Consider the following 23,713-nt stretch of genomic DNA (forward strand, 5'->3'; position numbering starts at 1 on the left):
CGTCGGCCGCGTTCAGTTGCTAAAAGATAGGGGGTTGCACACACCTACGAAAGGATTTCGAGCATGCCTGTCACCTTCACCCGCAGTGCCCTGATGCTGAGCCTGTTGCTCGGCTTCGGCCAGACACAAGCCGCCGAGGCCCCGAGCCCCAAGGCCCTGGCAGCCCTCCAGGGCATCCCGCACCCGGCGGTCATCGCCCATCGCGGCGCCTCGTTCGACGCACCGGAGTCCACCGCCGCCTCCTACAGGCTGGCCCGCGACCTGGGTGCCGACTACCTGGAACTGGACCTGCAACGCAGCAAGGACGGCGTATTGTTCGTCCTGCATGACGACAGCCTGTTGCGCACCACGGACGTCGCGGTCAAATTCCCCGAGCGTAAGGACAGTAGCGCCAACACCTTCACCATGGCAGAACTCAAAACCCTCGACGCCGGCAGTTGGTTCAACACCAGTTACCCGGACCGCGCGCGTCCTTCCTTCACGGGCTTGAAGATCCTGACCCTGGATGAGGTGATCGACATTGCCGAAGGCAACCCGTTGCACAAACCGGGGCTTTACATCGAAACCAAGGAGCCGAAGCTGTTTCCCGGCATCGAGCGTGACCTCAAGGACAAGCTGCAAGACCGTGGCTGGCTGAGCCCCGCCGGGTCCAAGCTGGCCAAACGCGCCACCGGTGTGGGCCAGGGCAAGGGCAAAGTGGTTCTGCAGACCTTCGAGAAAAGCAGCCTGCAATTGCTGCACAAAGAAATGCCGAGTGTTCCGAAGATCCTGCTGCTGTGGGTGGGCGAAGGCAACATCGAGCCCAAGTCGAAAGTGCCTTTTGCCGAGTCCGGCGAAACGGACAAGGCAGCCTATTACGCCAAGCAGGCGCCCAAGGACAAGGCGGAGTTCGAACAATGGGTGCAGTACGCCAAGGCCCAGGGCGCCATCGGTACCGGGCCGTCCGCAGCCCTGACCCACGGGGGCAGCCAGAGTTACGCGGACCTGGTGCAACCCTGGATGAACCAGTACACCCATGACCAGGGCTTGCTGGTGCATGTCTACACGGTGGATGAAGCGGTGGACTTCAAGAAGGTGATGGAGGCCGGCGTCGATGGCATTTTCACCAACCGCGCCAGCGAGCTGCTTGCGTACTTCAAGCGCCCCGAGACAGGCAGCGTGGCGCAACTTTTGGAAAAGAACGGCTATTGAACCGGAGGCGGTTGACCGGGCACGTGTTTCAGGTCTTTTCGAATTAAGGGTGAATTAAGTTGCCACATTTAATCTGAGGCCACTTGAACGAATCACCCTTAATGACACAAGGAAAACACTCTCATGAAAACATTGACTGCCCTGTTCACCGCTGCCGCCCTGACCCTCACCGCCGGCCTGGCCCAGGCCGATGTGCGCGTCGACCAGATTCCACAACTGGTCAAGGAAGGCAAGATCAAGTCCTTGGAATCGATGAACGAACAAGCCTTGCAGTTGTACCCGGGTGCGACCATCACCGACACCGACCTGGACAATCACTTCAACGGTTATGAATATGAAGTCGAATTGAAAACTGCCGACGGCAAAGAGTTCGACGTTGATTTCGACGCAACGACTGGCAAAGTACTGTCCAACAAGCAAGACACTTGATTCATCGATTAAAAGAGCCGCGCAACTTTCGAGTTGCGCGTTTTTTTTTGCTTTGCATGAACAGCACTGCCCGCCTGGCAGCGTCGCGCAACTGTCACAAAACCATCAAGAAAGCTTGCGATGATGCCGCTCAAGTGAACCTGTCATAGCAACGACAGGCACTTCCCGCCAGCGAGACTCCATGAACCACAGCATCGACCAAAGCCACCGCGATCCGGACCTGTTCGGCCTGCTGTACGGGTTTCGTTTCCGCCCCGGCGAGCGCGGGCGGGAAATCGATTCGGCCCAGGCCCTGCAATGCCTGCAACAACCGCAAGACGGCGACGAGTTTCTCTGGCTGCACCTGAACCTGGCCCATGCCGCCTGCGAGCGCTGGATGAAAAATCAGCTGGCCTTGCCCCAGGAATTCTTCGAAGCCTTGCACGAGGGCTCGCGCTCGACCCGCATCGAGCATGTGGACTCGGCGTTACTGGCGGTGGTGAACGATGTGGTGTTCAACCTCAGCAACCTGGTGTCCTCGGATGTCTCCACCTTGTGGGTGTGCGTGCACAGTCGGCTGATCGTCAGTGCGCGCCTGCAACCCTTGCACTCGGTCGACAAGTTGCGCTCCTCGGTCAAGGCCGGTGAGTGCTTTCGCTCACCGCTGGAACTGCTGGTGCATCTGCTGCGCGACCAAGGTGAAGTGCTGACCCAGATCGTGCGCAGGACCAGCCTCAGCGTCGACCAGATCGAAGACCAGCTACTGTCCTCGCGGCTGTCCACCAACCGCGCCGAATTGAGCGCTCAGCGCCGGGTACTGGTGCGCCTGCAACGCTTGTTGGCCCTGGAGCCAGGGTCGTTGCTGCGCCTGCTCAACCGCCCGCCGCAATGGTTGCAGAAAGAAGACGTCAAGGAGCTGCGCAAATCGACCGAGGAGTTCGCCCTGATCATCAACGACCTCACAGCGCTGAGCGAACGGATCAAGCTGTTGCAGGAAGAAATCGCTGCCAACCTCAACGAACAGAGCAACCGCACCCTGTTCACCCTGACGGTGGTCACGGTGCTGGCGCTGCCCATCAACATCATCGCCGGTTTTTTTGGCATGAACGTCGGCGGCGTGCCGCTGGCCACGGATCCCGAGGGTTTCTGGATCCTGGTGGCGCTGGTGGCAACCTTCACCCTGATTGCAGGCCGGTGGGCGTTCCGCAAACGGCGCGATTACTAGCCGGGCGCCCCTGTTCAGCGTGCGGTGAGGGAGCAAGCTCCCCCACCACAGGCGATCAAGCGCTCAACCGCGCCGTCACGTCATTCAACTGCCCCGACACGCCGTGCAGATCCCGACTGGCGGCTTCGGTGCGCTGCACGTTTTCCAGGTTGGTGCTGGCGATGCAGGTGATTTCAGTGAGGTTGCGCGAAATGTCTTCGGCCACCGAGGTCTGTTCTTCTGCTGCCGTGGCGATCTGGCGGTTCATGTCCCGAATCGCTTCGACAGCCTGGGTGATGCGTTCGAGCATGACGCCGGCCTGAGTCACCTGCTCCACGCTTTCTTCGCTGCGCGACTGCCCGCTTTCGATGGCCTGGGCCGCGTCCACCGCGCCAGTCTGTACGGTCTGGATGATCTGGTTAATCTCGATGATCGACGACGCCGTGCGCTGGGCCAGGCTGCGTACTTCATCGGCCACCACCGCGAACCCACGCCCGGCTTCACCGGCCCGGGCCGCTTCAATGGCGGCGTTGAGCGCCAGCAAGTTGGTCTGCTCGGCGATGCCGCGGATCACCTCCAGGACCTTGCCAATACGCCCGCTGTCGGCTTCCAGACGACGGATCACCGTAGCCGTGTTGGCGATCTCGCCACGCATGCGGGTGATGGTGTGGATAGTCCCTTGCATGACCTTGTCACCCTGTTGCGCCGAGTGGTCGGCATCGTCGGCCGCCCGCGCCGCATCGGCGGCATGACGCGCCACTTCCTGGGCGGTGGCGGACATTTCGTTCATCGCCGTCGCCACCTGATCAGTGCGCTCGAACTGCTCGTTGGTGCCCTGGCTCATCAAGCCGGCGATGGAACTCAGCTCGCCGCTGGCGCTGTCCAGTTCCGTGGCACTGCGTTGCAGGCGCGTGAAGGTTTCGGCGAGGAAATCACGCAGGGTATTGGCGGCCAGCGCCAGGTCGCCCAATTCGTCCTGACGCTGGCTGACCACGCGCTCGGCGAAACGACCTTGGCTCAGGCGCATCACGTATTCGATCAGGTGGCGAATCGGTTGCACCAGGCTGCGGTTGACCAGCCACAGGCTGAACAGGCCGATCAACAGGCCCGACACCAGCATCACGGCGATGCCCAACAGGATGGTGCGATCGGCATCGGCACTGATCAACGCCGACTGTTCATTGGCCAGCTTGTGCAGATCGACCACCAGTTCGCTCATCTGCTCACTGGCCGCACGGTCCACGCCCTTGACCGCCGCATCACCCGCCGCAGCGTCGCCACCGGCGGCCACGAAGGCGTCACGGCCCTTCTGGTAGGCCGCCCCCAACTGGCGGTGCTCGTCGCGCAGACGCTCAATGCGCGTCTTGATCGCGGCCGGAAGGTCCTGGTGGCCAATCAGCTCGCCGAGAATGCCTTGGACATCGTGCTGGCGCTCCTCGAACTGCTTCCAGTATTTATCCAGTTCCGCCGGCTGCTTGCCGCGCAGCAGGACGTTCTTCCATTCCTGGACCTGCACCTTGAATTGCAGGTTGGCCTCGTCGATCAGTTGCGAGGCTTGCACTGGCCCATCGATCAGGTTGCGATAGTTCTGCACACCATTGGAAAGGAAGTGGAAAGACGCCAGGGCGATCAGCAGCATGGCCAGCAGGCTGCCGCTCAACAAGGCAAGGATCTGGGCTCTCAAGGATTTTTGTAGAAACACGGAAGGAGATCTCTCAGGAGGGAAAAAGCCAAGCTCACGGAACGACACGTTCCGACCTCCTTGTCCGTAATGCACCGTGTCGCGACCGAGTGCAGGGATATGTCCACGCCATCGGCGCTCAAACCCCGTTCTTGAGCCTTCGCGACGAACGGTAGACTTCGGCCGGGCAGCGGACATGACCTGTCCAGACAACCCCATCTGTCGGCCCGGCGGGATTTAAACGTCTTTTTGTCATTTCTCCTGCTGTATCCTGCCCAGGCTTTGTAAAAGCGCGGATCTACCAGATCTATCCACAGACTTTGCGAGGAGCGCGAAATGCACGAGATCCCAAATCTCCCCTTCCCAAGCCTGCACGACACTGAGCAGACGACCACGCTACAGGCCGCCGGGCAACCTGAAGCCCGCAACCCCGAGCCCCAAGAAGCCACTGAACGCCGCCAGGCCGACAGCGAAGACTGATCCACCAACACCACCAGACCAGACTGTGTGGAAAGCGCTAAGATGCGCTTTCCACACCGCCTGAATCCCGAGCCAGACCATGACCGACGACACCCCGCCCTTCAGCGAAGCCCAGGCCAGCGTGCTCATTGGCACCGCCGAAAAAATGGTCGATGTCTGGACGCGCCTTCCAGAGGAAAAACGAGCCGCGCTGCTGGCGCGTTTCGGCAGCGAAGAAAATGCCATCGCCGCCTTGGTCACCACGCAGTTGATTGCCGGACGCAGCGACAGCTGAGCCACCACCCGGCAAATAGTTTTACTTTTCGTGCCCCGCCGCTACGCTCATCGGTATCATAAGCAGCCTATCTATCCCGCTGTTCCGTGGACCTTTTCCCCATGTCGCATTCCGAGCGCCCTTTGGCGGTCACGCTGCAAGTCGTTTCCATCGTCCTCTTCACGTTCATCGGTTACCTGAACGTTGGCATTCCCCTGGCCGTGTTACCCGGCTACGTCCACGGCGACCTGGGCTTCGGCGCGGTGATCGCCGGGCTGGTGATCAGCGTCCAGTACCTGGCCACGCTCCTCAGCCGCCCTTACGCCGGACGAATCATCGATAACCTGGGGAGCAAGCGAGCAGTCATGTTCGGCCTCGCTGGTTGCGGGTTCAGCGGCGTATTCATGCTGTTGGCCGCCTGGACGCCCCATCTGCCCTACGTCAGCCTGATCAGCCTGCTGATTGGTCGCCTGGTGCTGGGCAGCGCCGAGAGCCTGGTGGGCTCCGGTTCGATTGGTTGGGGCATCGGCCGGGTTGGTGCGGTCAATACCGCCAAGGTGATTTCCTGGAACGGTATCGCCAGCTACGGCGCACTGGCAATCGGTGCACCGCTGGGGGTCTGGCTGGTCAATCACCTGGGACTGTGGAGCATGGGCCTCAGCATCATCCTGCTGGGCTTGCTGGGGCTGGCCCTGGCGTGGCCGAAAACCGCCGCGCCCATCGTCGCCGGCGAACGGTTGCCATTCATGCATGTGTTGGGGCGCGTCCTGCCCCACGGTTGTGGCCTGGCCTTGGGCTCCATCGGCTTTGGCACCATCGCCACGTTCATCACCCTGTACTACGCCACGCAACACTGGGACAACGCCGTGCTGTGCCTGAGCCTGTTCGGGAGCAGCTTCATCGGCGCGCGCCTGCTGTTCGGCAACCTGATCAACCGTCTGGGCGGCTTTCGCGTGGCAATCGCCTGCCTGTCGGTGGAAACCCTGGGCCTGTTGCTGTTGTGGCTCGCACCGGACGCCCATTGGGCCCTGGCGGGCGCGGCGTTGAGCGGCTTTGGCTTTTCCCTGGTGTTTCCGGCCCTGGGTGTGGAAGCGGTCAACCTGGTGCCGGCTTCAAGTCGCGGGGCAGCAGTGGGCGCTTATTCGCTGTTCATCGACTTGTCGCTGGGGATCACCGGGCCGCTGGCCGGGGCCGTGGCCGCAGGCTTCGGTTTTGCCTCGATCTTCCTGTTCGCGGCACTGGCAGCACTGGGCGGATTGGCCTTGAGTCTCTACCTGTACCGGCAGGCGCCAAAGCACCGCCAAGCGCGAGAGAACAACTAGTCAGTACAGACAGTCAGTACAGCCCCTAGAAATCCACCTTGCCACGCCCGGCCTTGATCGAGCCACGCTTGGCCTTGGTCTCCAGGCGACGCTTTTTCGAGCCCAGGGTCGGCTTGGTAGGGCGGCGCTTCTTCTCCACCTTGATGGCGCCGAGGATCAGCTCGACCAGGCGCTCCAAGGCATCGGCACGGTTCTGCTCTTGCGTGCGGTATTGCTGGGCCTTGATGATCAGCACACCTTCGCTGGTGATGCGGCTGTCGCGCAGGGCCAGCAGCCGTTCCTTGTAGAACTCGGGCAAGGATGAGGCCGGAATGTCGAAGCGCAGGTGCACGGCGCTGGACACCTTGTTCACATTCTGCCCGCCGGCGCCCTGGGCGCGGATGGCCGTCAGCTCGATCTCGGCGTCAGGGATGTGCACGGTGTTGGAAATGGCCAGCATGGAAAGAGTCCGCTATCAGAACGTTCAGGATACCCCGAATATCCCGGCCGGCGCCCACAAAGGAACTGTGTCTTGCCTAAAACAACAAACCCGGCACTTGGCCGGGTTTGTCATGTTTCAACGAAGCTTACTTGGCAGCCGCCACAGCCAGTTCATGTCGGGCACTGCGCTTGTTCTTGACCTGATAGCACACCCACATGAACACCAGCCAGACCGGGATCGCATAAACCGAGACCTGGATGCCGGGGATCAGCAGCATCACGCCCAGGATGAACACCACGAACGCCAGGCAGAAGTAGTTGCCATACGGGTACCACAAGGCCTTGAACAGTGGGGTCTGGCGGGTCTGGTTCATGTGCTGGCGGAACTTGAAGTGCGAGTAGCTGATCATCGCCCAGTTGATCACCAGGGTCGCGACCACCAACGACATCAGCAGCTCCAGCGCATGCTGCGGCATCAGGTAGTTCAGCAACACCGCCACCAGGGTGACCGCCGCCGAGGCCAGGATCGAGCGCACCGGCACGCCGCGCTTGTCGATCTTGGCCAGGGCCCTTGGGGCGTCGCCCTGTTCGGCCATGCCCAGCAGCATGCGGCTGTTGCAGTAGGTGCCGCTGTTGTAGACCGACAGCGCAGCAGTCAGCACGACGAAGTTGAGGATATGCGCAGCGGTGTCGCTGCCCAGCATCGAGAACACCTGCACGAACGGGCTGCCGCTGTAGGCATCACCGGAGGCATTGAGGGTGCTCAGCAGGCTGTCCCAAGGAGTCAGGGACAACAGCACCACGAGGGCGCCGATGTAGAAAATCAGGATCCGGTAGATCACCTGGTTGATGGCCTTGGGGATCACGGTTTTCGGTTTGTCGGCCTCGGCGGCGGTGAAGCCGAGCATTTCCAGGCCGCCGAAGGAGAACATGATGATCGCCATGGCCATCACCAGACCGCTCACGCCGTTGGGGAAGAACCCACCGTGGGACCACAGGTTGGTCAGCGAAGCTTGCGGCCCGCCATGGCCGCTGACCAGCAGGTAGCTGCCCAGGGCAATCATGCCGACAATCGCCACAACCTTGATGATCGCGAACCAGAACTCGGCCTCGCCGAAGACTTTGACGTTGGCCAGGTTGATGGCGTTGATCAGGATGAAGAACGCGGCAGCCGAGACCCAGGTCGGGATGTCTGGCGCCCAATAGTGGATGTATTTACCCACGGCCGTCAGCTCGGACATGCCCACCAGGATGTAGAGGATCCAGCAGTTCCAGCCCGACAGGAACCCGGCGAAACCGCCCCAGTACTTGTGGGCAAAATGGCTGAAGGAACCGGCCACCGGCTCTTCGACGATCATTTCGCCCAACTGGCGCATGATCATGAAGGCGATGAAGCCGCAAATGGCGTAGCCCAGGATCATCGACGGACCGGCTGATTTCAGCACCCCGGCCGAGCCGAGGAACAGGCCGGTGCCAATCGCGCCACCGAGGGCGATCAGTTGAATATGTCGATTTTTCAGGCCGCGCTTAAGCTCGCCTGGCAGCGTGTTGTCTACAACGGTCATGCGTCACCTGTTTGTTTTTATCTGTGACGAAATCGAACCCGACACGCTTATGGCGTGGCGGAGTGAACAAGGCGGATAACCTTGAAAGTGCGTGGGTACGCAAAGGGTCACAGTAAAACGCGGCGCATTGTACACCGCCGACCCCCTGCTGCCAGACACCACCAGATCAGCGTGTCGTTTGCCGGGATCGCACGGGGCCGCCCCGAACGTCTCGGGCGGCTGCAAAAACAGGTCCAGGCCCTTGCGAGCCGCAGGAGTGAGTAGCGCAAAAAACGCCATCACGGGAGAAATGAAATTGAGTTACGGCGTGCATTGCGCCTCCTTCTTATTATTCACCTGCACGACAGGCATGGGGCGCATCTCACCCTTCCCGCCGGTTGGAAACAAGCACGCCAGAGCCCTGGCGCGCCTGTTTGAGCGGGGCCGGCGGAAGCTTTTTCTTACAACGGCCTATTCCAGCCTTTGCGACCCTCCAAACCGGGCAAAAACGTCAACATCCCGTTACACCCCGTAACGCGAAGTTTCCATGTAGGAATTTTCCGAAGGCTGACTGCAAATTGACGGTAGATAGCTACCTATTTAAAAAAACACCCAGACAGCTGTTTTTAAATAAGTAAATTGACCACTGGAAATGGAACAAAAAGTTCAGATAGAAAAAATAAAATTATTTTTTTGCACAGCAAAACAACCTCGACTAGGTTTTCATCGACTTGCCACGCATCACGCCGGCAAGCCCTGCGGCGCTGCTTCTGGCCAGCTTTCGCCCGCCGGATCGCGGTGCACTGCCGTAGTTATCAGTCGAAAAGTCATCAGGAGATTCACTATGCAAACACTGGACAAAGACTTGGAAACCGAACTGCAACTGGACGAATGGTTTGAAGCGCCAACCCATGAAGCCGCCGTTGAAATGATGCAAGCCGACGCCGTCGTTCCATTCGGCACGGCGATGTGGCCTGTGTAATCACTGCCCGGCGGAGGCGATCCGGCCGGTCGTCTCCGCCACTTCGCAGGTCTTCAGGGAAACCACCTATTTCAGGGAGGAACAAGCATGGACACACAACGAGCCATCTCGCATTTCCTTTACTACCTCGAACATCATCCCGCCCTGGCCGGTGTCCAGCCCGCCAAGGTGTTGCTCGGCCACACCGCTGACTACGAGGCATTGGCCGGCGCCATCGCCGAACAGGCCGGCAGCGGCTCGCCCTTTCGGTTCAGCGCCATGCGCCTGGACCTCGAGCCGACACAAAGGCTGTCCCAGGCGATTGCCGACAGTGACCTGTATATTTTCTTCTACGACTCCTCCACCCTGCCCAACCCACGTCCCGACGGCCCGGAATTTGTCCGCGCACTGCAAGGCGTGATGTCGCAGAACTGGAGGAAATCCCTGCTGTTCAAGGACTACGGCGACTATTTCTACGACACGTTCAGCGTCATCCCCCAGCGTATCGCCGGGCTCAACAGCCACCTCATCCAGCGCATGTCCCAGGCGACGACGCTGAGCTTCCAGGATGAACATGGCTCGTACTTCGATACCCCGCTGGACAATGTCAAGAAGTGGACCGACATCAATGGGATCGGCAACTACGACCTGGCTCCCGGCGAAATCGCCACCCACAGCGACACCATCAATGGCCACGTGAAATTCGTCGGCACCTTCCTGGGCACCATTCCGTTCGCGCGCAAATATGGCGTACTGCAATCGCCGTTGGAGCTGTGGATCGAAGACTCCACCATCCAGAAAATCGCCACCGATGTGCCGGGCCTGGAACAGGACTTCACCAAGTACCTGGACGCCAACCCATCCAACCGGCGTATCGAGGAGCTGGGAATCGGCACCAACGAAGGGGTCAAGAGCCTCTATGCACGCAATGCCGGTTTCGAGGAGCGCCATTGCGGCCTGCACCTGGGACTGGGGGGCGGTGCCAAGGGCAGTCATCACCTGGACCTGATATTCGAAGGCGGCGTGCTGGCGTTGGATCAGAAGCCGATGTTCGATGGGCGGTTTGTGCTTTAGGGGCAGCTACAAGCGGCAAGCCCCAAGCTGCAAGAAAGAGGAGCAGCCTTGAGAAGGGGATGCATCAGTACAGTCGACAAAAAACGCCAACCCAACGGTTGGCGTTTTTCTTGAAGCTTGCAGTTAAAAGCTCACAACTGCCTCATTCCGGCTTACGACGCCCAAACCCCGGACGCTGTCCCGAACCTGCCGGGGCGCCGCGGCGCTTGCCCGACGGTGCATCACGATCGACCAGGCTGATGCCCGGGCGCTTCTTGGACGTTGGCTTGGCCGGACGCTTCACCTCGGCAGGCCGTTCGGCTACCGGGGTACCACGACCCGCCGGAGCGCCACGACCTTCGCCACGCTCCGTACGACCATTGGCCGGACGCGGTGTGCGTGGACCGCGTTCGCCGTCCTGGCGAGGCGCTGGCTTGCGGGCCGGGCGTTCGCCTTCGATCTGCGGCTCACGCGAAGGCCGTGGCCCGGTAGGCGCACCCTCAACCGGCGGACGCAGCGTGCGCACGCGCTCGGTCTTGGCCATCGGACGCGAGGATTTGCGCTGCATCCGCTCCAGCTTGTCCTTGCTCTTGGCGGTCATCTGCGGCATCGCCACCGGCGTGAGGCCGACCTCAGCCGCCAGGATGTCCACTTCCTGCTGGCTCATTTCGCGCCAGCGGCCCATCGGCAAGTCGGAATTGAGGAACACCGGACCGAAACGCACGCGCTTCAGACGGCTGACCACCAACCCTTGGGATTCCCACAGGCGACGCACTTCGCGGTTACGGCCTTCCATCACCACGCAGTGGTACCAGTGGTTGAACCCTTCGCCACCCGGCGCCTGCTTGATGTCGGTGAAACGCGCCGGGCCATCTTCCAGCACAACGCCGGCCTTCAAACGCTCGATCATCTCGTCGTCGACTTCACCGCGCACACGCACAGCGTATTCACGGTCCATCTCGTAGGAAGGGTGCATCAAACGGTTGGCCAACTCACCGTCGGTGGTGAACATCAACAGGCCAGTGGTGTTGATGTCCAGGCGACCGATGTTGATCCAGCGGCCCTCTTTGGGACGCGGCATCTTGTCGAACACGGTCGGACGGCCTTCCGGGTCGTCACGGGTGCAGATTTCGCCGTCGGGTTTGTTGTACATGATCACGCGGCGCACCGTTTCGGCGGCCTCTTCGCGCTTGATCACCTTGCCATCGATGGTGATGGCGTCGTGCATATCAACCCGCAGGCCCAAGGTGGCGTCTTTGCCATTGACCTTGATCCGGCCCTGGGTGATCCAGGTTTCCACGTCGCGGCGCGAACCGACGCCGATGCGGGCGAGGACTTTTTGCAGTTTCTCGCCGGCTGGGCCGATTTCCTGGCTGTCGTTCTGGTCTTGGTCTTTCATGCTGGGCACCTCCCGGTGTGTTCCTTGAAAAGGGGCGTTTGGCGAAGGAATCGCCAAAGGGTCGCGAATCATACGCTCGTTGAGGTGATTGCGCATCAGAGACTAGCTGATCGACGAACGCCCGGCGCTTTTTCCGCCGACCGGTGATGCGACGCTAAGCACATGACTCCTGTAGGAGCGTCAGGCATTTGCGGAGCATTGGATCAATCGTCGTATTCGCGCCGTTCATTTTCGATCGCTTCGGCCAGGGCGCGGGCTTCGGCTTCTTCGTCGCTCAGTTCAGGTGCCGGCGGCGTGAGGGCGGCGACGGCGGCCAGCAGTTTTTCCCGGGCCTCGGCGACGCCGAGAACGTCTTCCTCAGGCTCCTGCGCAGGCTCAACCTCGCTGTCGGCAGGCTCCAGCCGCTCATCCGATTCCCCTTCAACGCCCAGGCCTTCGCGCAGCAAGTCGTCGAAATCGGTCTTGAGCCCCTCCTCCATGCTGTCCAGCTCCTGCAGCAACGAGTGGAAACTGGTTTCCTCCTTGGGCTCCTCCGGTTCGGCACTGGCGTCGGCCAGTTCCTGCAAGCCCGGCGGCACCGGCGCGTCGTCGAACTCCAGCATCGGCTCGGGCTCCAGCTCGCGCAGTTCGGCCAGCGGCGGCAAGTCATCGAGGTTCTTGAGGTTGAAATGATCGAGAAACGCCTTGGTGGTGGCGAACATCGCGGGCTTGCCTGGCACGTCGCGATAGCCGACCACGCGGATCCACTCACGCTCAAGCAGCGTCTTGACGATGTTGCTGTTGACCGCCACGCCCCGCACGTCCTCGATTTCGCCCCGGGTGATCGGCTGACGGTAGGCAATCAGGGCCATGGTTTCGAGCAAGGCGCGGGAATAGCGCTGGGGCCGTTCCTCCCAGAGACGCCCGACCCAGGGCGCGAACTTCTCGCGGATCTGCAGGCGATACCCGGACGCCACTTCCTTGAGCTCAAAGGCCCGCCCCTCGCAGGACTTGCCCAACAGTGCCAAGGCTTTCTTGAACACGGCCGGCTCGGGCCGCTCGCCCTCTTCGAAGAGTTCGAACAACCGCTCCATCGATTGCGGCTTTCCAGAGGCCAACAGGAAAGCTTCAAGCAAGGGCGCCAGCTCGCGGGGTTCAGTCAGATTCATTGATTTGCTCGTTATTCGGCTCGTGCCCGCACGTGGATCGCTGCGAACGGCTCATTCTGCACCAGCTCGACCAAGGATTCCTTGACCAATTCCAGGATCGCCATAAACGTCACGACCACGCCCAAACGCCCTTCCTCGGCGGTGAACAACTCGACGAACGGTACAAAACCACCGCCCTTGAGCCGCTCCAGCACATCGCTCATGCGTTCGCGCGTGGACAGCGCTTCGCGACTGACCTGGTGACTCTCAAACATGTCGCCCCGACGCAGGACCTCGGCCATGGACATCAACAGCTCTTCCAGGCTCACCTCCGGCAGCAACTTGCGTGCTCGCGCCTCGGGAGCATCGAGCTTGGGCACCACCACCTCACGGCCGACCCGGCTCAAGCCGTCGATGCCTTCGGCCGCAGCCTTGAAGCGTTCGTACTCCTGCAAGCGACGGATCAGTTCGGCCCGTGGGTCGTCCTCTTCCTGCTCGACCTCCGCCGAGCGCGGCAGCAGCATCCGCGACTTGATCTCGGCGAGCATGGCCGCCATCACCAGGTATTCGGCGGCCAGCTCCAGGCGCACCGACTGCATCAGCTCGACATAGCCCATGTACTGGCGAGTGATTTCCGCCACGGGGATGTCGAGGATGTTGATGTTCTGTTTGCGGATCAGGTAGAGCAGCAGGTCGAGCGGGCCCTCGAATGCTTCAAGGAACACTTCCAGCGCATCCGGCGGAATGTACAGGTCCAGGGGCATTTCCATGACCGCCTGGCCGTAGACCATGGCGAACGGCAGCTCTTGCTGGGCACCGGCCTGGCTGTCGACACCTTGCTCCACGTTTTCCACCGCCGACATTCAGGCCTCGACCATGAACGGCGTCGGATCGCCGCAACCGACCCGCACCACTTGCGGTTCGCCGTCGGCCAGGTTGATGACCGTGGAGGCCTTCATGCCGCCAAAACCGCCGTCGATGATCAAGTCGACCTGATGCTCAAGCAACTGGCGGATCTCGTAGGGGTCGGTCAACGGTTCGGTCTCACCCGGCATGATCAGCGTCACGCTCATCAATGGCTCACCCAGCTCGGCCAGCAATGCGAGGGCGATGGGATGGCTCGGCACCCGCAGACCGATGGTGCGTTTCTTGGGGTGCAGCAGCAACCGCGGGACTTCCCGGGTGGCATTGAGAATAAAGGTATATGGCCCCGGCAAATGGGCCTTGAGCAGACGGAAAGTGCCGGTGTCGATCTTGGCGAACAGCCCCAATTGCGACAGGTCGCTGCAGATCAGCGCAAAGTTGTGCTTGTCGTCCAGCTGGCGTAGGCGTCTGACCCGCTCCACGGCATTCTTGTCGCCGATCTGGCAACCGATGGCGTAGGACGAGTCGGTGGGATAGACCACCACACCGCCTCCACGAATGATTTCCACAGCCTGTTTGATCAGGCGCGCTTGCGGGTTTTCCGGATGAATCTGGAAAAATTGACTCACGTGTTCTACCTGTTCAGACGGCGGCGGTAACGGGATCATGTTTGAATCTACACCATAGTGGTGGCAGATCGTCCGGCAATGGGCGGTATTCGCCAATCTCGGACCAGCCTCCAGGGCCATGGAAATCACTGCCGGCAGTCACCAGCAGGCCGAATTCGCGGGCCAGGATCGCCAGGCTGCCGACCTGCTCGGCCGGCTGATGGCCATTGACCACTTCGATGGCATGCCCGCCCGCTTGAATATAGTCGGCGACCAGGCGACGGCGCTTGCTGCGGGTGAAATCATAGTGCCATGGATGCGCCAGGCTGACCCAGGCCCCGGCAGCGCGCAGGGTCTGGACGGTGTCCTCCAGCGTCGGCCAGTGCTGCTTGACGTCGCCGAGCTTACCGGCCCCCAGCCACTTGCGAAACGCTTCGGCACGGTCCTTGACGAAACCTTCGCGCACCATCCAGTCGGCGAAATGCGGGCGGGCCGGGGCGTTGCCGCTGTCGCCCAGTTCCTGCTGGATCTGCCGGGCGCCTTCCAGCGCGCCGGGCATACCCTTGAGGGCGAGCTTGCGACTGATCTCTTCGGCGCGCAGCCAGCGGCCATCCCGCAACGCCGCGATGGCCTGGACCAACGGCTCGGCCTCGACATCGAAGCCATAGCCCAGCACATGGATGGTCGCGCCGCCCCAGGTGCAGGACAGCTCGACGCCGTTGACCAGTTGCATGCCCAGCGCCGTGGCGGCGCTGCGGGCCTCGTCGAGGCCTTCGAGGGTGTCGTGATCGGTCAGAGCCAGGACTCGCACGCCGTGCTCGAACGCCCGCGCCACCAGAACCGCAGGCGCCAGGGCGCCATCGGAGGCCGTGCTATGGCAGTGCAAATCAACATTCACGAGAGTTCGTTACCTCAAATCGGCTGGCCCTATCGCGGCCAAGGATGTTTGTTATTATGCCGCCACATCCTGCTTCTGGCTGCCACTGTGAAACAATTCATCGACTTCATCCCGCTGCTGCTGTTTTTCATCGCCTACAAACTTGACCCGCGCACCGTCGACATTGCCGGCCATTCCTTGACTGTAGGCGGTATCTACAGCGCCACCGCGGTGCTGATCGTCAGTTCCCTGGTGGTCTACGGCGCGCTGTTCGTGTCCCAGCGCAAGCTGGAGAAAAGCCAGTGGCTGACCCTGGTCGCCTGCCTCGTGTTCGGCAGCCTGACCCTGGCCTTCCACAGCGAAACCTTCCTCAAATGGAAAGCGCCGGTGGTCAATTGGCTGTTTGCCCTGGCCTTCATTGGCAGCCACTTCGTCGGTGATCGACCGCTGATCAAGCGCATCATGGGCCATGCCGTCAGCCTGCCGGACCTGATCTGGACCCGGCTGAACATCGCCTGGATCGTGTTCTTCCTGTTCTGCGGCGCCGCCAACCTGTTCGTCGCGTTCACGTTCCAGGAGTACTGGGTCGACTTCAAAGTCTTCGGCAGCCTGGGCATGACGCTGTTGTTCCTGATTGGCCAGGGCATCTACCTGTCCCGTCACTTGCACGATGCCGACTCTACTACGCCCAAAACCGAGGACTGACATGCTCTACGCAATCATTGCCACCGACGTCGCCAACTCCCTGGAAAAACGCTTGGCCGCTCGCCCCGCGCACCTGGAGCGCTTGCAGCAGCTCAAGGCCGAAGGCCGCGTCGTACTGGCCGGTCCGCACCCGGCGGTGGACAGCAACGACCCGGGCGCCGCGGGCTTCTCCGGCAGCCTGGTCGTGGCCGAATTCGATTCCCTGGTCGCCGCGCAAGCCTGGGCCGACGCCGATCCGTACGTGACAGCTGGCGTCTACGCCAATGTCGTGGTCAAGCCATTCAAGCAAGTCCTGCCGTAAATCCTGCCGTGCGATGAGCCGCCAAGGCTCATTGCATTCAATTGCTAATTTATCTCGTTTGCCTGCCGACAACCTGTCCAATCTCGATTGGAATTCAGGAGTTGCAATGCGCAAAGGTCCGTTGTGCCTGTTATTGATCACGTTGACGATCGGGGCTCCCGCCCATGGCGAGGAAAGCACCGAGGGCGGTCATTCGACCCCCTTGTCCCTGAGCGCCGGCAGCCAGATCGCCGAATTGCAGCAACGCTTGAAGGACAGCGAGCGCCAGCGCGAAGAGCTGGGCAAGCAATTGCAAAACGCCGACGGCGAACGTGAAAGCCCCGTGCTGGCACGGTTGCGCCAGGAAAACCAGCGTTTGAAGCTGCAACTCAAGGAAGCCCAGTCAAATCCCCTGCCACACCTGCTGACCGATCAACAGCAATGGTTCGTCATCGGTGCCGGGGTAGCGCTATTGGCCCTGCTCTGCGGTATCTTTGCCAGCGGTGGACGTAGACAACGTCGGCAATGGCTAAATTGAGTGAGTCATGAGCGAGCTGTTACTGATTGATGATGACCAGGAGCTGTGTGAGCTCCTCGGCAGTTGGCTGGGCCAGGAAGGCTTCCAGGTCCGTGCTTGCCACGATGGCCAAGGTGCCCGCCAGGCCTTGGCCGAAACCGCTCCGGCGGCGGTGGTGCTGGATGTGATGCTGCCCGACGGCAGCGGCCTGGAACTGCTCAAGCAATTGCGCAACGATCATCCCGAGTTGCCGGTGCTGATGCTATCGGCCCGTGGCGAGCCCCTGGACCGTATCCTCGGCCTGGAGCTGGGCGCCGACGATTACCTGGCCAAGCCCTGCGACCCGCGGGAACTGACCGCCCGCCTGCGCGCCGTGTTGCGCCGCAGCCATCCGGCGGCGGTATCCACCCAGATCGAACTGGGTGACCTGACCTTCAGCCCGGTACGGGGCGTGGTCAGCATCGATGAAAAAGAACAGACCCTCACCGTGTCCGAAAGCCGCTTGCTCGAAGCGTTGCTCAAGCAACCGGGCGAGCCGCTGGACAAGCAGGAACTGGCGCAGATCGCCCTGGGACGCAAGCTCACCCTGTACGACCGCAGCCTCGACATGCACGTGAGCAACCTGCGCAAGAAGATCGGCCCCCACCCCGACGGTCGCCCACGGATCGTGGCGTTGCGTAGCCGGGGCTATTACTACAGCCTCTGAACACTGTCTGGCCCCAGGGACATGGCTAACCCTGTGGCGAGGGAGCTTGCTCCCGCTGGGCTGCGCAGCGGCCCCAAGATTTTGCGGTTGCTGCGCAACCGAGCGGGAGCAAGCTCCCTCGCCACAAAAGTGGTTTCACCACAGCAAGCTTCCTCACCACGGGTTTTGTGCAGGCTGTTTGTCAGCATCGCACCCAAACGTCTTTACCCAAGCTTTACCCATCGCTGACCGCCGCTGACCTTGATCTCCGTAATCTGCACACATCCGGAACTGACCGGGAATGAGATAAGGAGACACCCCATGCGCAAGACCCTAATCGCCTTGATGTTCGCTGCAGCCCTGCCTACCGTCGCCATGGCCATGCCCGAAGGCGCCGGCCCCATGGGGCCGATGGGACCGATGGAAGGCCCGCACCACGGCGGCCAGATGCATGACAAAGGCCCTTATGGCCAACTGGACCTGACCCACGAACAACGTCAGCAGATCCGCCGGATCATGGGCGAACAGCGTCACGAACGCCGTGAACTGGTAGAGAAGTACCTGGCCAAACTGTCCCCCGCCGACCAGAAGGCCATGAACGACGAGATCGAGGCCCGACGCGAAAAAGTCGATGCCCAGATCCGCAGCCTGCTCAAGCCTGAACAGCAGAAAGAGTTCGACGCAATCCAGAAAAAGCAGGCCGAACGTCGCGCCGAGTGGGCCGAATTCAAGGCCTGGAAAGCGCAACAACCGCAAAAAGCGCAATAATGCGCGCAAGCGTCCACAGCCCAACGGCCCATCGCCGTTGGGCTTTCTTTGTTTGCGAGGATTGACCGTGCGTTCATTGTTCTGGCGCGTCCTGGCCAGCTTCTGGCTGGCCATTGCCCTGGTTGCAGGGCTCTCGATCCTGCTGGGCCACATGCTGAACCAGGATGCGTGGATTCTCAGTCGCCACCCGGGGCTCAACACCCTGGCCGAAGAGTGGACGCAAACCTATGAAAGCCAGGGCGAAGACGCCGCCCAGGACATCCTGCAACAGCGCAAGCGCCAATATCACATCGACGTCCAGGTACTGAACGAAAGCGGTGATCCGGTGGTGCGCGGCACGTTCCCCCATCGCGCCGCAGCCTTCGAGGCGCGGCAGAACAACGACGATCGGCGCCTGCCCTGGCGACGGCTGACCGATGAATTCACCAGCGCCAAGACCGGCGACACGTACCTGTTCATCTACCGCATTCCCCACCCCGAACTGGACGCCTGGCATCGCGACAGCCTGCTCTGGCCCCTCAGTGCCTTGGGAATCGCCCTGGTGGTGCTGACCTTGTTCAGCCTGCTGGTGACACTGTCCATCACCCGCCCCTTGAGTCGTTTACGCGGCGCGGTGCATGACCTGGGCCAAGCCACCTATCAACAGAACAGCCTCGCCAAACTGGCCAACCGGCGGGACGAATTCGGCGTCCTGGCCACCGACTTCAACCGCATGGGCGCGCGCTTGCAAAGCTTGATCGCCAGCCAGCGACAGCTACTGCGCGACGTCTCCCACGAGTTGCGCTCACCCCTGGCCCGGCTGCGCATCGCCCTGGCCCTGGCTGAGCGAGCCAGCCCCGAGGAGCGGGAAAAACTCTGGCCACGCCTGACCTGCGAATGCGATCGACTGGAGGCGTTGATCAGTGAAATCCTGGTCTTGGCCCGGGTCGACGCCGACAACGCCGGCGCCGAAGCGGTGGACCTCAATAGCCTGCTGGTCACCCTGCAAAAGGATGCGCAGCTGGCCTCACCGGAACAAAGCGTGCAATTGGAGGTGGAACCGAACCTGAATCTCACGGGGTGGCCGACCATGATCGAGCGGGCCGTGGATAACCTGTTGCGCAACGCCCAACGCTTCAACCCGGCCGGTCAACCCATCGAGGTGCGGGCGCTGCGCCAGGGAGAACGGATCACGGTGAGCGTGCGCGACCACGGGCCGGGCGTAGACGCCGAACACCTGGGCCAGTTGGGTGAACCGTTCTACCGCGCGCCCGGCCAGACCACCGCCGGCCACGGCCTGGGCCTGGCCATCGCGCGCCGGGCCGCCGAACGCCATGGCGGCGCGCTGGTGCTGGGCAATCACCCAAGTGGCGGGTTCATCGCGACGCTGGAACTGCCGTTGGTGCCAGGGACGGTGGCCCAGCCGTAACTTCAAAGCAGGCAGCTAAACCTGTGGCTAAGGGTGCTTGTGGGAGCAAGGCTTGCCCGCGATTAAGGCGATGCGGTCCTCCGGAGATCGAGGTGCCTGCTTCGCGAGCAAGCTTTGCTCCCACAGCTTCCCCTAGCCCTCAAACGAAACGCTAATTCCTCTTATTCAAACCGCCTCGCCCTGTTAGACTTTGCGCCCTCGTTCGCCTCGTCTTCCAGGATTCCCCATGCCGTCGTTGCCTCTTCGTCTATGCGCACTGTTCATGGCCCTGGGCCTGAGTGCCTGCGACGATGCCCCACGCTTTACCCAGGCAGAGCCCGGTGAGGCCAAGGCTGGCGGTAGCACGACCGTGCGCAAGAGCGACCAGAACGCCTTCTCCCTGCCGTCGGCCAACCTGCCGCCCTCACGGCGCGTGGACTTCAGCGTGGGCAACAGTTTTTTCCGCAGCCCCTGGGTGATCGCACCGTCGACCACCACGGCGCGGGACGGCCTCGGGCCGCTGTTCAACACCAACGCCTGCCAGAACTGCCACATCAAGGACGGTCGCGGCCATCCGCCGGCGCCGGACGCAGCCAGCGCGACGTCGATGCTCGTGCGCCTGTCGATCCCCGACACGCCGCCCTACGCCAAGGTCATCGAACGCTTGGGGGTCGTGCCGGAGCCAGTTTATGGCGGGCAGTTGCAAGACATGTCCGTGCCCGGCGTCGCCCCCGAAGGAAAAGTGCGCGTCGACTACAGCCCCGTCCCGGTGCGTTTCAAGGACGGCAACGTGGTGGAGCTGCGCAAGCCAAGCCTGCAGATCAGCCAGTTGGCCTATGGCCCGATGCATCCGGATACACGTTTTTCCGCCCGCGTCGCACCTCCGATGATCGGCCTGGGGTTGCTTGAAGCCATCCCCGAAGCGGCCATCCTGGCGAACGCCGAGGCCCAGGCCAAGGAGCACAACGGCATTGCCGGGCGGCCCAACCAGGTCTGGGACGACGTGCAGCAAAAGACCGTCATGGGGCGTTTCGGCTGGAAAGCCGGACAGCCGAATCTCAACCAACAGAACGTCCACGCCTTCTCCGGTGACATGGGCCTGACGACGAGCCTGCTGGCCTCCGACGATTGCACCGAGGCACAGGTCGACTGCAGACACGCGCCCAGCGGTAACGGCCCAGACGGCGAGCCAGAAGTCAGCGACAACATTCTGCGGCTGGTGCTGTTCTACAGCCGCAACCTCGCCGTGCCGGCGCGTCGGGACGTGAGTTCGCCCCAGGTGCTGGCCGGCAAGAACCTGTTTTTCCAGGCCGGGTGCCAGTCCTGCCACACACCGAAATACACCACGTCGGCCGATGCGGCCGAGCCGGAGCTGGCGAACCAGGTCATCCGCCCCTACACCGACCTGCTGTTGCACGACATGGGCGAAGGCCTGGCCGACAACCGCAGCGAGTTCAAGGCCGGTGGTCGTGACTGGCGCACCCCGCCGCTGTGGGGCATCGGCCTGACCGAAACCGTTAACGGCCACACCCAGTTCCTGCATGACGGTCGCGCCCGCAACCTGCTCGAAGCCGTGCTGTGGCACGGTGGTGAAGCGCAGGCTGCGCAGCGACAGGTATTAGCGTTCAATGCCGAGCAGCGTGCTGCGTTGCTGGCCTTTCTGAATTCCCTTTAAACACCTTTTCCAAAAAGTGGGAGCTCGACATGTTCCGTCCCAAGCTGTTGTTCACCAGCCTCGCCGCCCTCGCCCTCGGCGCCTGCTCGCCCCAGGACCCGCAAGCCGTCACTTCGGCCGCCATCGCCAAGCAAGTGATCCTGCCGACCTACAGCCGCTGGGTCGATGCCGACCGACAACTGGCGACCAGCGCCCTGGCGTTCTGCCAAGGCAAGGAAAACCTGGAAACCGCCCGCGCCGACTTCCTCAAGGCGCAGAAAGCCTGGGCGGAGCTGCAACCTCTGCTGATCGGGCCGCTGGCCGAGGGCAATCGCTCCTGGCAAGTGCAGTTCTGGCCGGACAAGAAAAACCTGGTGGGTCGCCAGGTCGAGCAACTGGTCAACAGCGAGCCGCAGATAGACGCCGCCGGCCTGGCCAAATCCAGCGTTGTGGTCCAAGGGCTCTCGGCCTACGAGTACCTGCTGTTCGACGCCAAGATCGACATGGCCGACAGTGCGCAAAAAGCCAAATACTGCCCGCTGCTGGTCGCCATCGGTGAACGCCAGAAACAACTGGCCGAAGAGATCCTGTCGCGCTGGAACACCAACGACGGCATGCTCGCCCAGATGAGCAAGTTCCCGAACCAGCGCTACGCCGACTCCCATGAAGCGATCGCCGACCTGCTGCGGGTCCAGGTCACCGCCATCGACACCCTGAAGAAAAAACTCGGCACACCGATGGGCCGCCAGACCAAGGGCGTACCGCAACCGTTCCAGGCCGATGCCTGGCGCAGCCAGTCCTCGCTGCGAGGCCTGGAGGCCAGTCTCAGCGCGGCCAGGACCGTCTGGGTGGGCGTGGATAACAAAGGCCTGCGCGGGCTGTTGCCAAGTGAGCAGAAACCACTGGCCGACAAGATCGACGCTGCCTACGATGCCTCGTTGAAGTTGTTCGCCGGCACCCAGCGCTCGCTGACCGACATGCTCAACGATGACGCCGGGCGCCAGCAACTCAACGACTTGTACGACAGCCTCAACGTCGTCCATCGCCTGCACGAAGGCGAACTGGCCAAGGCGCTGGGCATCCAATTGGGCTTCAATGCCAACGACGGTGACTGATCATGTTTCGACGTCAGGCCTTGGCACTGGGCAGCTTGCTGCTCGGCGCCGTTACCCTGGGCGGCTGGACGCTGTTCAAGCAAAAGGACAAGGGACCGCTGTTGCTTTCGGCGCGGGACGACGGCGACGGCAAGCACTACGCCGTGGGCTATCGGCTGGACGGCACGCGAGTGTTCGCCACCCAGGTCGGCCAGCGTTGCCATGACATCGTCAACCATCCGACCCAGCCCATCGCGCTGTTCGTCGCCCGTCGGCCAGGCACCGAAAGCTACCTGATCGACCTGCGTAACGGCGCGCTGCTGCAAACCATCACGTCGTTGCCGAACCGGCACTTCTATGGCCATGCGGTGATCCATAAGAGCGGCGAATGGCTGTACGCCACCGAGAACGACACCACCGATCCGGGACGCGGCCTGCTGGGCGTGTACCGGTTCGAAGGCGAGCGGCTGGTGCACAGCGGCGAGATCTCTACCCATGGCATCGGCCCGCACCAGGTGTCCTGGATGCCCGACGGCGAGACGCTGGTGGTGGCCAACGGTGGCATCCGCACCGAGGCCGAAAGCCGGGTCGAAATGAACCTCGACGCCATGGAACCAAGCCTGGTGCTGATGCAGCGTGACGGCACGTTGCTGAGCAAGGAAACCCTCGCCCAGTCGATGAACAGCGTGCGCCACCTGGGCATCGCCAGCGATGGCACCATCGTGTCCGGCCAGCAGTTCATGGGCGACGCCCACGAGTCCTCGGAGTTGCTGGCAATCAAGCGGCCGGGCCAACCGTTCAAGGCGTTCCCGGTCCCCGAGTATCAGTTGCAGGCCATGGGTCACTACACGGCCAGCGTCGCGGTGCACAGTGATCTGCGCCTGGTCGCGCTGACCGCCCCTCGCGGCAATCGCTTGTTCATCTGGAACCTGGACAGTGGCGAAGTACGCCTGGACGCACCGCTGCCCGACTGCGCCGGCGTGGGCGCGGTGGCCGACGGTTTCGTCGTCACCTCCGGCCAGGGACGCTGCCGTTATTACGACTGTCGGCAGCCACAAGTGATGGCAAAACCACTGGATCTGCCAGCAGGGCTCTGGGACAACCATCTGCATCTGGCCTGACTGGGGGGCGACGCCCATCGACGGGCCGCCCCTTCAATTTAGGAATATTCCCACGCGCCGCAAGCCAACAGCATCTGGAATCACCCGCGCACTCGGGGTAAGGTGCGCGC

At 62.1% G+C, this 23,713-nt stretch carries 25 protein-coding genes and 1 pseudogene; 17 read left to right on the forward strand and 9 right to left on the reverse strand.

Features of this window, described 5'->3' with window-relative positions:
* The first annotated feature begins 63 nt into the window (after window positions 1-63).
* The 3 genes from ACODSJ_RS03700 (at window position 64) to ACODSJ_RS03710 (ending at window position 2,824) form a co-directional block, all read left to right on the forward strand.
* Entirely contained in the window at window positions 64-1,191 is a 1,128-nt protein-coding gene (locus tag ACODSJ_RS03700; RefSeq protein WP_489100436.1) for a glycerophosphodiester phosphodiesterase, read from the forward strand.
* A 123-nt stretch (window positions 1,192-1,314) separates the two neighbouring features.
* A complete protein-coding gene (locus ACODSJ_RS03705) occupies window positions 1,315-1,620 on the forward strand; it encodes a PepSY domain-containing protein (protein ID WP_489100437.1) in 306 nt (101 codons plus the stop codon).
* A gap of 181 nt (window positions 1,621-1,801) precedes the next feature.
* The gene (locus ACODSJ_RS03710; protein ID WP_489100438.1) at window positions 1,802-2,824 is read left to right on the forward strand and encodes a transporter; all 1,023 of its coding nucleotides are present in this window, start codon (window positions 1,802-1,804) and stop codon (window positions 2,822-2,824) included.
* A 55-nt stretch (window positions 2,825-2,879) separates the two neighbouring features.
* On the opposite strand, the gene ACODSJ_RS03715 is transcribed toward ACODSJ_RS03710, so the two are convergent.
* Both ACODSJ_RS03715 and ACODSJ_RS03720 read right to left on the reverse strand, forming a co-directional pair.
* On the reverse strand, window positions 2,880-3,647 hold the full coding sequence (locus ACODSJ_RS03715; protein WP_489100594.1) for a methyl-accepting chemotaxis protein: 768 nt from the start codon (window positions 3,645-3,647) through the stop codon (window positions 2,880-2,882).
* 117 nt (window positions 3,648-3,764) lie between these two features.
* A pseudogene (locus tag ACODSJ_RS03720) lies at window positions 3,765-4,703 on the reverse strand (methyl-accepting chemotaxis protein); the annotation flags it as partial.
* A gap of 117 nt (window positions 4,704-4,820) precedes the next feature.
* Here ACODSJ_RS03720 and ACODSJ_RS03725 point away from each other — a divergent pair.
* The 3 genes from ACODSJ_RS03725 to ACODSJ_RS03735 all read left to right on the forward strand — a co-directional run bounded on the left by ACODSJ_RS03725 (window position 4,821) and on the right by ACODSJ_RS03735 (window position 6,539).
* Window positions 4,821-4,964 (forward strand): hypothetical protein, encoded by a 144-nt coding sequence (locus ACODSJ_RS03725; protein WP_489100439.1) that lies wholly within the window; start codon window positions 4,821-4,823, stop codon window positions 4,962-4,964.
* Between the two features lie 79 nt (window positions 4,965-5,043).
* Window positions 5,044-5,238 carry a hypothetical protein gene (locus ACODSJ_RS03730; RefSeq protein ID WP_489100440.1) on the forward strand — a complete coding sequence of 65 codons (195 nt, stop codon included), beginning with the start codon at window positions 5,044-5,046 and terminating at the stop codon, window positions 5,236-5,238.
* Between the two features lie 101 nt (window positions 5,239-5,339).
* Entirely contained in the window at window positions 5,340-6,539 is a 1,200-nt protein-coding gene (locus ACODSJ_RS03735) for an MFS transporter (RefSeq protein ID WP_489100441.1), read from the forward strand.
* Between the two features lie 25 nt (window positions 6,540-6,564).
* Here the strand turns inward: ACODSJ_RS03735 and arfB are convergent, their stop codons facing one another.
* A complete protein-coding gene (arfB, locus tag ACODSJ_RS03740) occupies window positions 6,565-6,978 on the reverse strand; it encodes an alternative ribosome rescue aminoacyl-tRNA hydrolase ArfB (RefSeq protein WP_489100442.1) in 414 nt (137 codons plus the stop codon).
* A 127-nt stretch (window positions 6,979-7,105) separates the two neighbouring features.
* Window positions 7,106-8,524 carry an amino acid permease gene (locus ACODSJ_RS03745; protein ID WP_489100443.1) on the reverse strand — a complete coding sequence of 473 codons (1,419 nt, stop codon included), beginning with the start codon at window positions 8,522-8,524 and terminating at the stop codon, window positions 7,106-7,108.
* Window positions 8,525-9,347: 823 nt separating this feature from the next.
* Here ACODSJ_RS03745 and ACODSJ_RS03750 point away from each other — a divergent pair.
* Window positions 9,348-9,485 (forward strand): hypothetical protein, encoded by a 138-nt coding sequence (locus tag ACODSJ_RS03750; RefSeq protein WP_489100444.1) that lies wholly within the window; start codon window positions 9,348-9,350, stop codon window positions 9,483-9,485.
* A gap of 87 nt (window positions 9,486-9,572) precedes the next feature.
* The gene (locus ACODSJ_RS03755; protein ID WP_489100445.1) at window positions 9,573-10,538 is read left to right on the forward strand and encodes a CgnE/CgnB domain-containing protein; all 966 of its coding nucleotides are present in this window, start codon (window positions 9,573-9,575) and stop codon (window positions 10,536-10,538) included.
* Window positions 10,539-10,680: 142 nt separating this feature from the next.
* Here the strand turns inward: ACODSJ_RS03755 and rluB are convergent, their stop codons facing one another.
* The 5 genes from rluB to ACODSJ_RS03780 form a co-directional block, all read right to left on the reverse strand.
* Complete coding sequence (rluB, locus tag ACODSJ_RS03760) at window positions 10,681-11,916, reverse strand: 23S rRNA pseudouridine(2605) synthase RluB (protein WP_489100446.1); 1,236 nt, start codon at window positions 11,914-11,916, stop codon at window positions 10,681-10,683.
* A gap of 203 nt (window positions 11,917-12,119) precedes the next feature.
* Complete coding sequence (scpB, locus tag ACODSJ_RS03765) at window positions 12,120-13,064, reverse strand: SMC-Scp complex subunit ScpB (protein ID WP_489100447.1); 945 nt, start codon at window positions 13,062-13,064, stop codon at window positions 12,120-12,122.
* An 11-nt stretch (window positions 13,065-13,075) separates the two neighbouring features.
* Window positions 13,076-13,906 carry a segregation and condensation protein A gene (locus ACODSJ_RS03770; RefSeq protein WP_489100448.1) on the reverse strand — a complete coding sequence of 277 codons (831 nt, stop codon included), beginning with the start codon at window positions 13,904-13,906 and terminating at the stop codon, window positions 13,076-13,078.
* Complete coding sequence (locus tag ACODSJ_RS03775; protein ID WP_489100449.1) at window positions 13,907-14,536, reverse strand: L-threonylcarbamoyladenylate synthase; 630 nt, start codon at window positions 14,534-14,536, stop codon at window positions 13,907-13,909. It abuts the gene before it with no gap.
* 13 nt (window positions 14,537-14,549) lie between these two features.
* Window positions 14,550-15,413 (reverse strand): PHP domain-containing protein, encoded by an 864-nt coding sequence (locus ACODSJ_RS03780; protein WP_489100450.1) that lies wholly within the window; start codon window positions 15,411-15,413, stop codon window positions 14,550-14,552.
* Between the two features lie 87 nt (window positions 15,414-15,500).
* On the opposite strand from ACODSJ_RS03780, the gene ACODSJ_RS03785 reads away from it, so the two are divergent.
* The 9 genes from ACODSJ_RS03785 to ACODSJ_RS03825 all read left to right on the forward strand — a co-directional run bounded on the left by ACODSJ_RS03785 (window position 15,501) and on the right by ACODSJ_RS03825 (window position 23,603).
* The gene (locus ACODSJ_RS03785) at window positions 15,501-16,097 is read left to right on the forward strand and encodes a septation protein A (RefSeq protein WP_489100451.1); all 597 of its coding nucleotides are present in this window, start codon (window positions 15,501-15,503) and stop codon (window positions 16,095-16,097) included.
* A 1-nt stretch (window position 16,098) separates the two neighbouring features.
* Complete coding sequence (locus ACODSJ_RS03790; protein ID WP_489100452.1) at window positions 16,099-16,398, forward strand: YciI family protein; 300 nt, start codon at window positions 16,099-16,101, stop codon at window positions 16,396-16,398.
* Between the two features lie 106 nt (window positions 16,399-16,504).
* Window positions 16,505-16,915, forward strand: a complete 411-nt coding sequence (locus ACODSJ_RS03795; RefSeq protein ID WP_489100453.1) for an SH3 domain-containing protein — start codon at window positions 16,505-16,507, stop codon at window positions 16,913-16,915.
* Window positions 16,916-16,922: 7 nt separating this feature from the next.
* Window positions 16,923-17,600 (forward strand): response regulator transcription factor, encoded by a 678-nt coding sequence (locus ACODSJ_RS03800; RefSeq protein ID WP_489100454.1) that lies wholly within the window; start codon window positions 16,923-16,925, stop codon window positions 17,598-17,600.
* A gap of 300 nt (window positions 17,601-17,900) precedes the next feature.
* On the forward strand, window positions 17,901-18,347 hold the full coding sequence (locus ACODSJ_RS03805) for a Spy/CpxP family protein refolding chaperone (protein WP_489100455.1): 447 nt from the start codon (window positions 17,901-17,903) through the stop codon (window positions 18,345-18,347).
* 67 nt (window positions 18,348-18,414) lie between these two features.
* On the forward strand, window positions 18,415-19,755 hold the full coding sequence (locus ACODSJ_RS03810) for a sensor histidine kinase (RefSeq protein WP_489100456.1): 1,341 nt from the start codon (window positions 18,415-18,417) through the stop codon (window positions 19,753-19,755).
* Between the two features lie 226 nt (window positions 19,756-19,981).
* Window positions 19,982-21,409: a di-heme oxidoreductase family protein gene (locus tag ACODSJ_RS03815; RefSeq protein ID WP_489100457.1), complete on the forward strand. Its 1,428-nt coding sequence runs from the start codon at window positions 19,982-19,984 to the stop codon at window positions 21,407-21,409.
* A gap of 29 nt (window positions 21,410-21,438) precedes the next feature.
* Entirely contained in the window at window positions 21,439-22,503 is a 1,065-nt protein-coding gene (locus tag ACODSJ_RS03820) for an imelysin family protein (protein WP_489100458.1), read from the forward strand.
* A gap of 2 nt (window positions 22,504-22,505) precedes the next feature.
* Window positions 22,506-23,603, forward strand: coding sequence for a DUF1513 domain-containing protein (locus ACODSJ_RS03825; RefSeq protein WP_489100459.1), 1,098 nt, complete (start codon window positions 22,506-22,508; stop codon window positions 23,601-23,603).
* The last annotated feature ends 110 nt before the right edge of the window (window positions 23,604-23,713 follow it).

This window comes from Pseudomonas sp. FG6 (assembly GCF_057809015.1).

Coding starts and splice junctions, on each gene's coding strand:
- ACODSJ_RS03700 (WP_489100436.1), top strand. CDS start 64: ATGCCTGTCACCTTCACCCGCAGTGCCCTGATGCTGAGCCTGTTGCTC.
- ACODSJ_RS03705 (WP_489100437.1), top strand. CDS start 1,315: ATGAAAACATTGACTGCCCTGTTCACCGCTGCCGCCCTGACCCTCACC.
- ACODSJ_RS03710 (WP_489100438.1), top strand. CDS start 1,802: ATGAACCACAGCATCGACCAAAGCCACCGCGATCCGGACCTGTTCGGC.
- ACODSJ_RS03715 (WP_489100594.1), bottom strand. CDS start 3,647: ATGAGCCAGGGCACCAACGAGCAGTTCGAGCGCACTGATCAGGTGGCG.
- ACODSJ_RS03725 (WP_489100439.1), top strand. CDS start 4,821: ATGCACGAGATCCCAAATCTCCCCTTCCCAAGCCTGCACGACACTGAG.
- ACODSJ_RS03730 (WP_489100440.1), top strand. CDS start 5,044: ATGACCGACGACACCCCGCCCTTCAGCGAAGCCCAGGCCAGCGTGCTC.
- ACODSJ_RS03735 (WP_489100441.1), top strand. CDS start 5,340: ATGTCGCATTCCGAGCGCCCTTTGGCGGTCACGCTGCAAGTCGTTTCC.
- arfB (WP_489100442.1), bottom strand. CDS start 6,978: ATGCTGGCCATTTCCAACACCGTGCACATCCCTGACGCCGAGATCGAG.
- ACODSJ_RS03745 (WP_489100443.1), bottom strand. CDS start 8,524: ATGACCGTTGTAGACAACACGCTGCCAGGCGAGCTTAAGCGCGGCCTG.
- ACODSJ_RS03750 (WP_489100444.1), top strand. CDS start 9,348: ATGCAAACACTGGACAAAGACTTGGAAACCGAACTGCAACTGGACGAA.
- ACODSJ_RS03755 (WP_489100445.1), top strand. CDS start 9,573: ATGGACACACAACGAGCCATCTCGCATTTCCTTTACTACCTCGAACAT.
- rluB (WP_489100446.1), bottom strand. CDS start 11,916: ATGAAAGACCAAGACCAGAACGACAGCCAGGAAATCGGCCCAGCCGGC.
- scpB (WP_489100447.1), bottom strand. CDS start 13,064: ATGAATCTGACTGAACCCCGCGAGCTGGCGCCCTTGCTTGAAGCTTTC.
- ACODSJ_RS03770 (WP_489100448.1), bottom strand. CDS start 13,906: ATGTCGGCGGTGGAAAACGTGGAGCAAGGTGTCGACAGCCAGGCCGGT.
- ACODSJ_RS03790 (WP_489100452.1), top strand. CDS start 16,099: ATGCTCTACGCAATCATTGCCACCGACGTCGCCAACTCCCTGGAAAAA.
- ACODSJ_RS03795 (WP_489100453.1), top strand. CDS start 16,505: ATGCGCAAAGGTCCGTTGTGCCTGTTATTGATCACGTTGACGATCGGG.
- ACODSJ_RS03800 (WP_489100454.1), top strand. CDS start 16,923: ATGAGCGAGCTGTTACTGATTGATGATGACCAGGAGCTGTGTGAGCTC.
- ACODSJ_RS03805 (WP_489100455.1), top strand. CDS start 17,901: ATGCGCAAGACCCTAATCGCCTTGATGTTCGCTGCAGCCCTGCCTACC.
- ACODSJ_RS03815 (WP_489100457.1), top strand. CDS start 19,982: ATGCCGTCGTTGCCTCTTCGTCTATGCGCACTGTTCATGGCCCTGGGC.
- ACODSJ_RS03820 (WP_489100458.1), top strand. CDS start 21,439: ATGTTCCGTCCCAAGCTGTTGTTCACCAGCCTCGCCGCCCTCGCCCTC.
- ACODSJ_RS03825 (WP_489100459.1), top strand. CDS start 22,506: ATGTTTCGACGTCAGGCCTTGGCACTGGGCAGCTTGCTGCTCGGCGCC.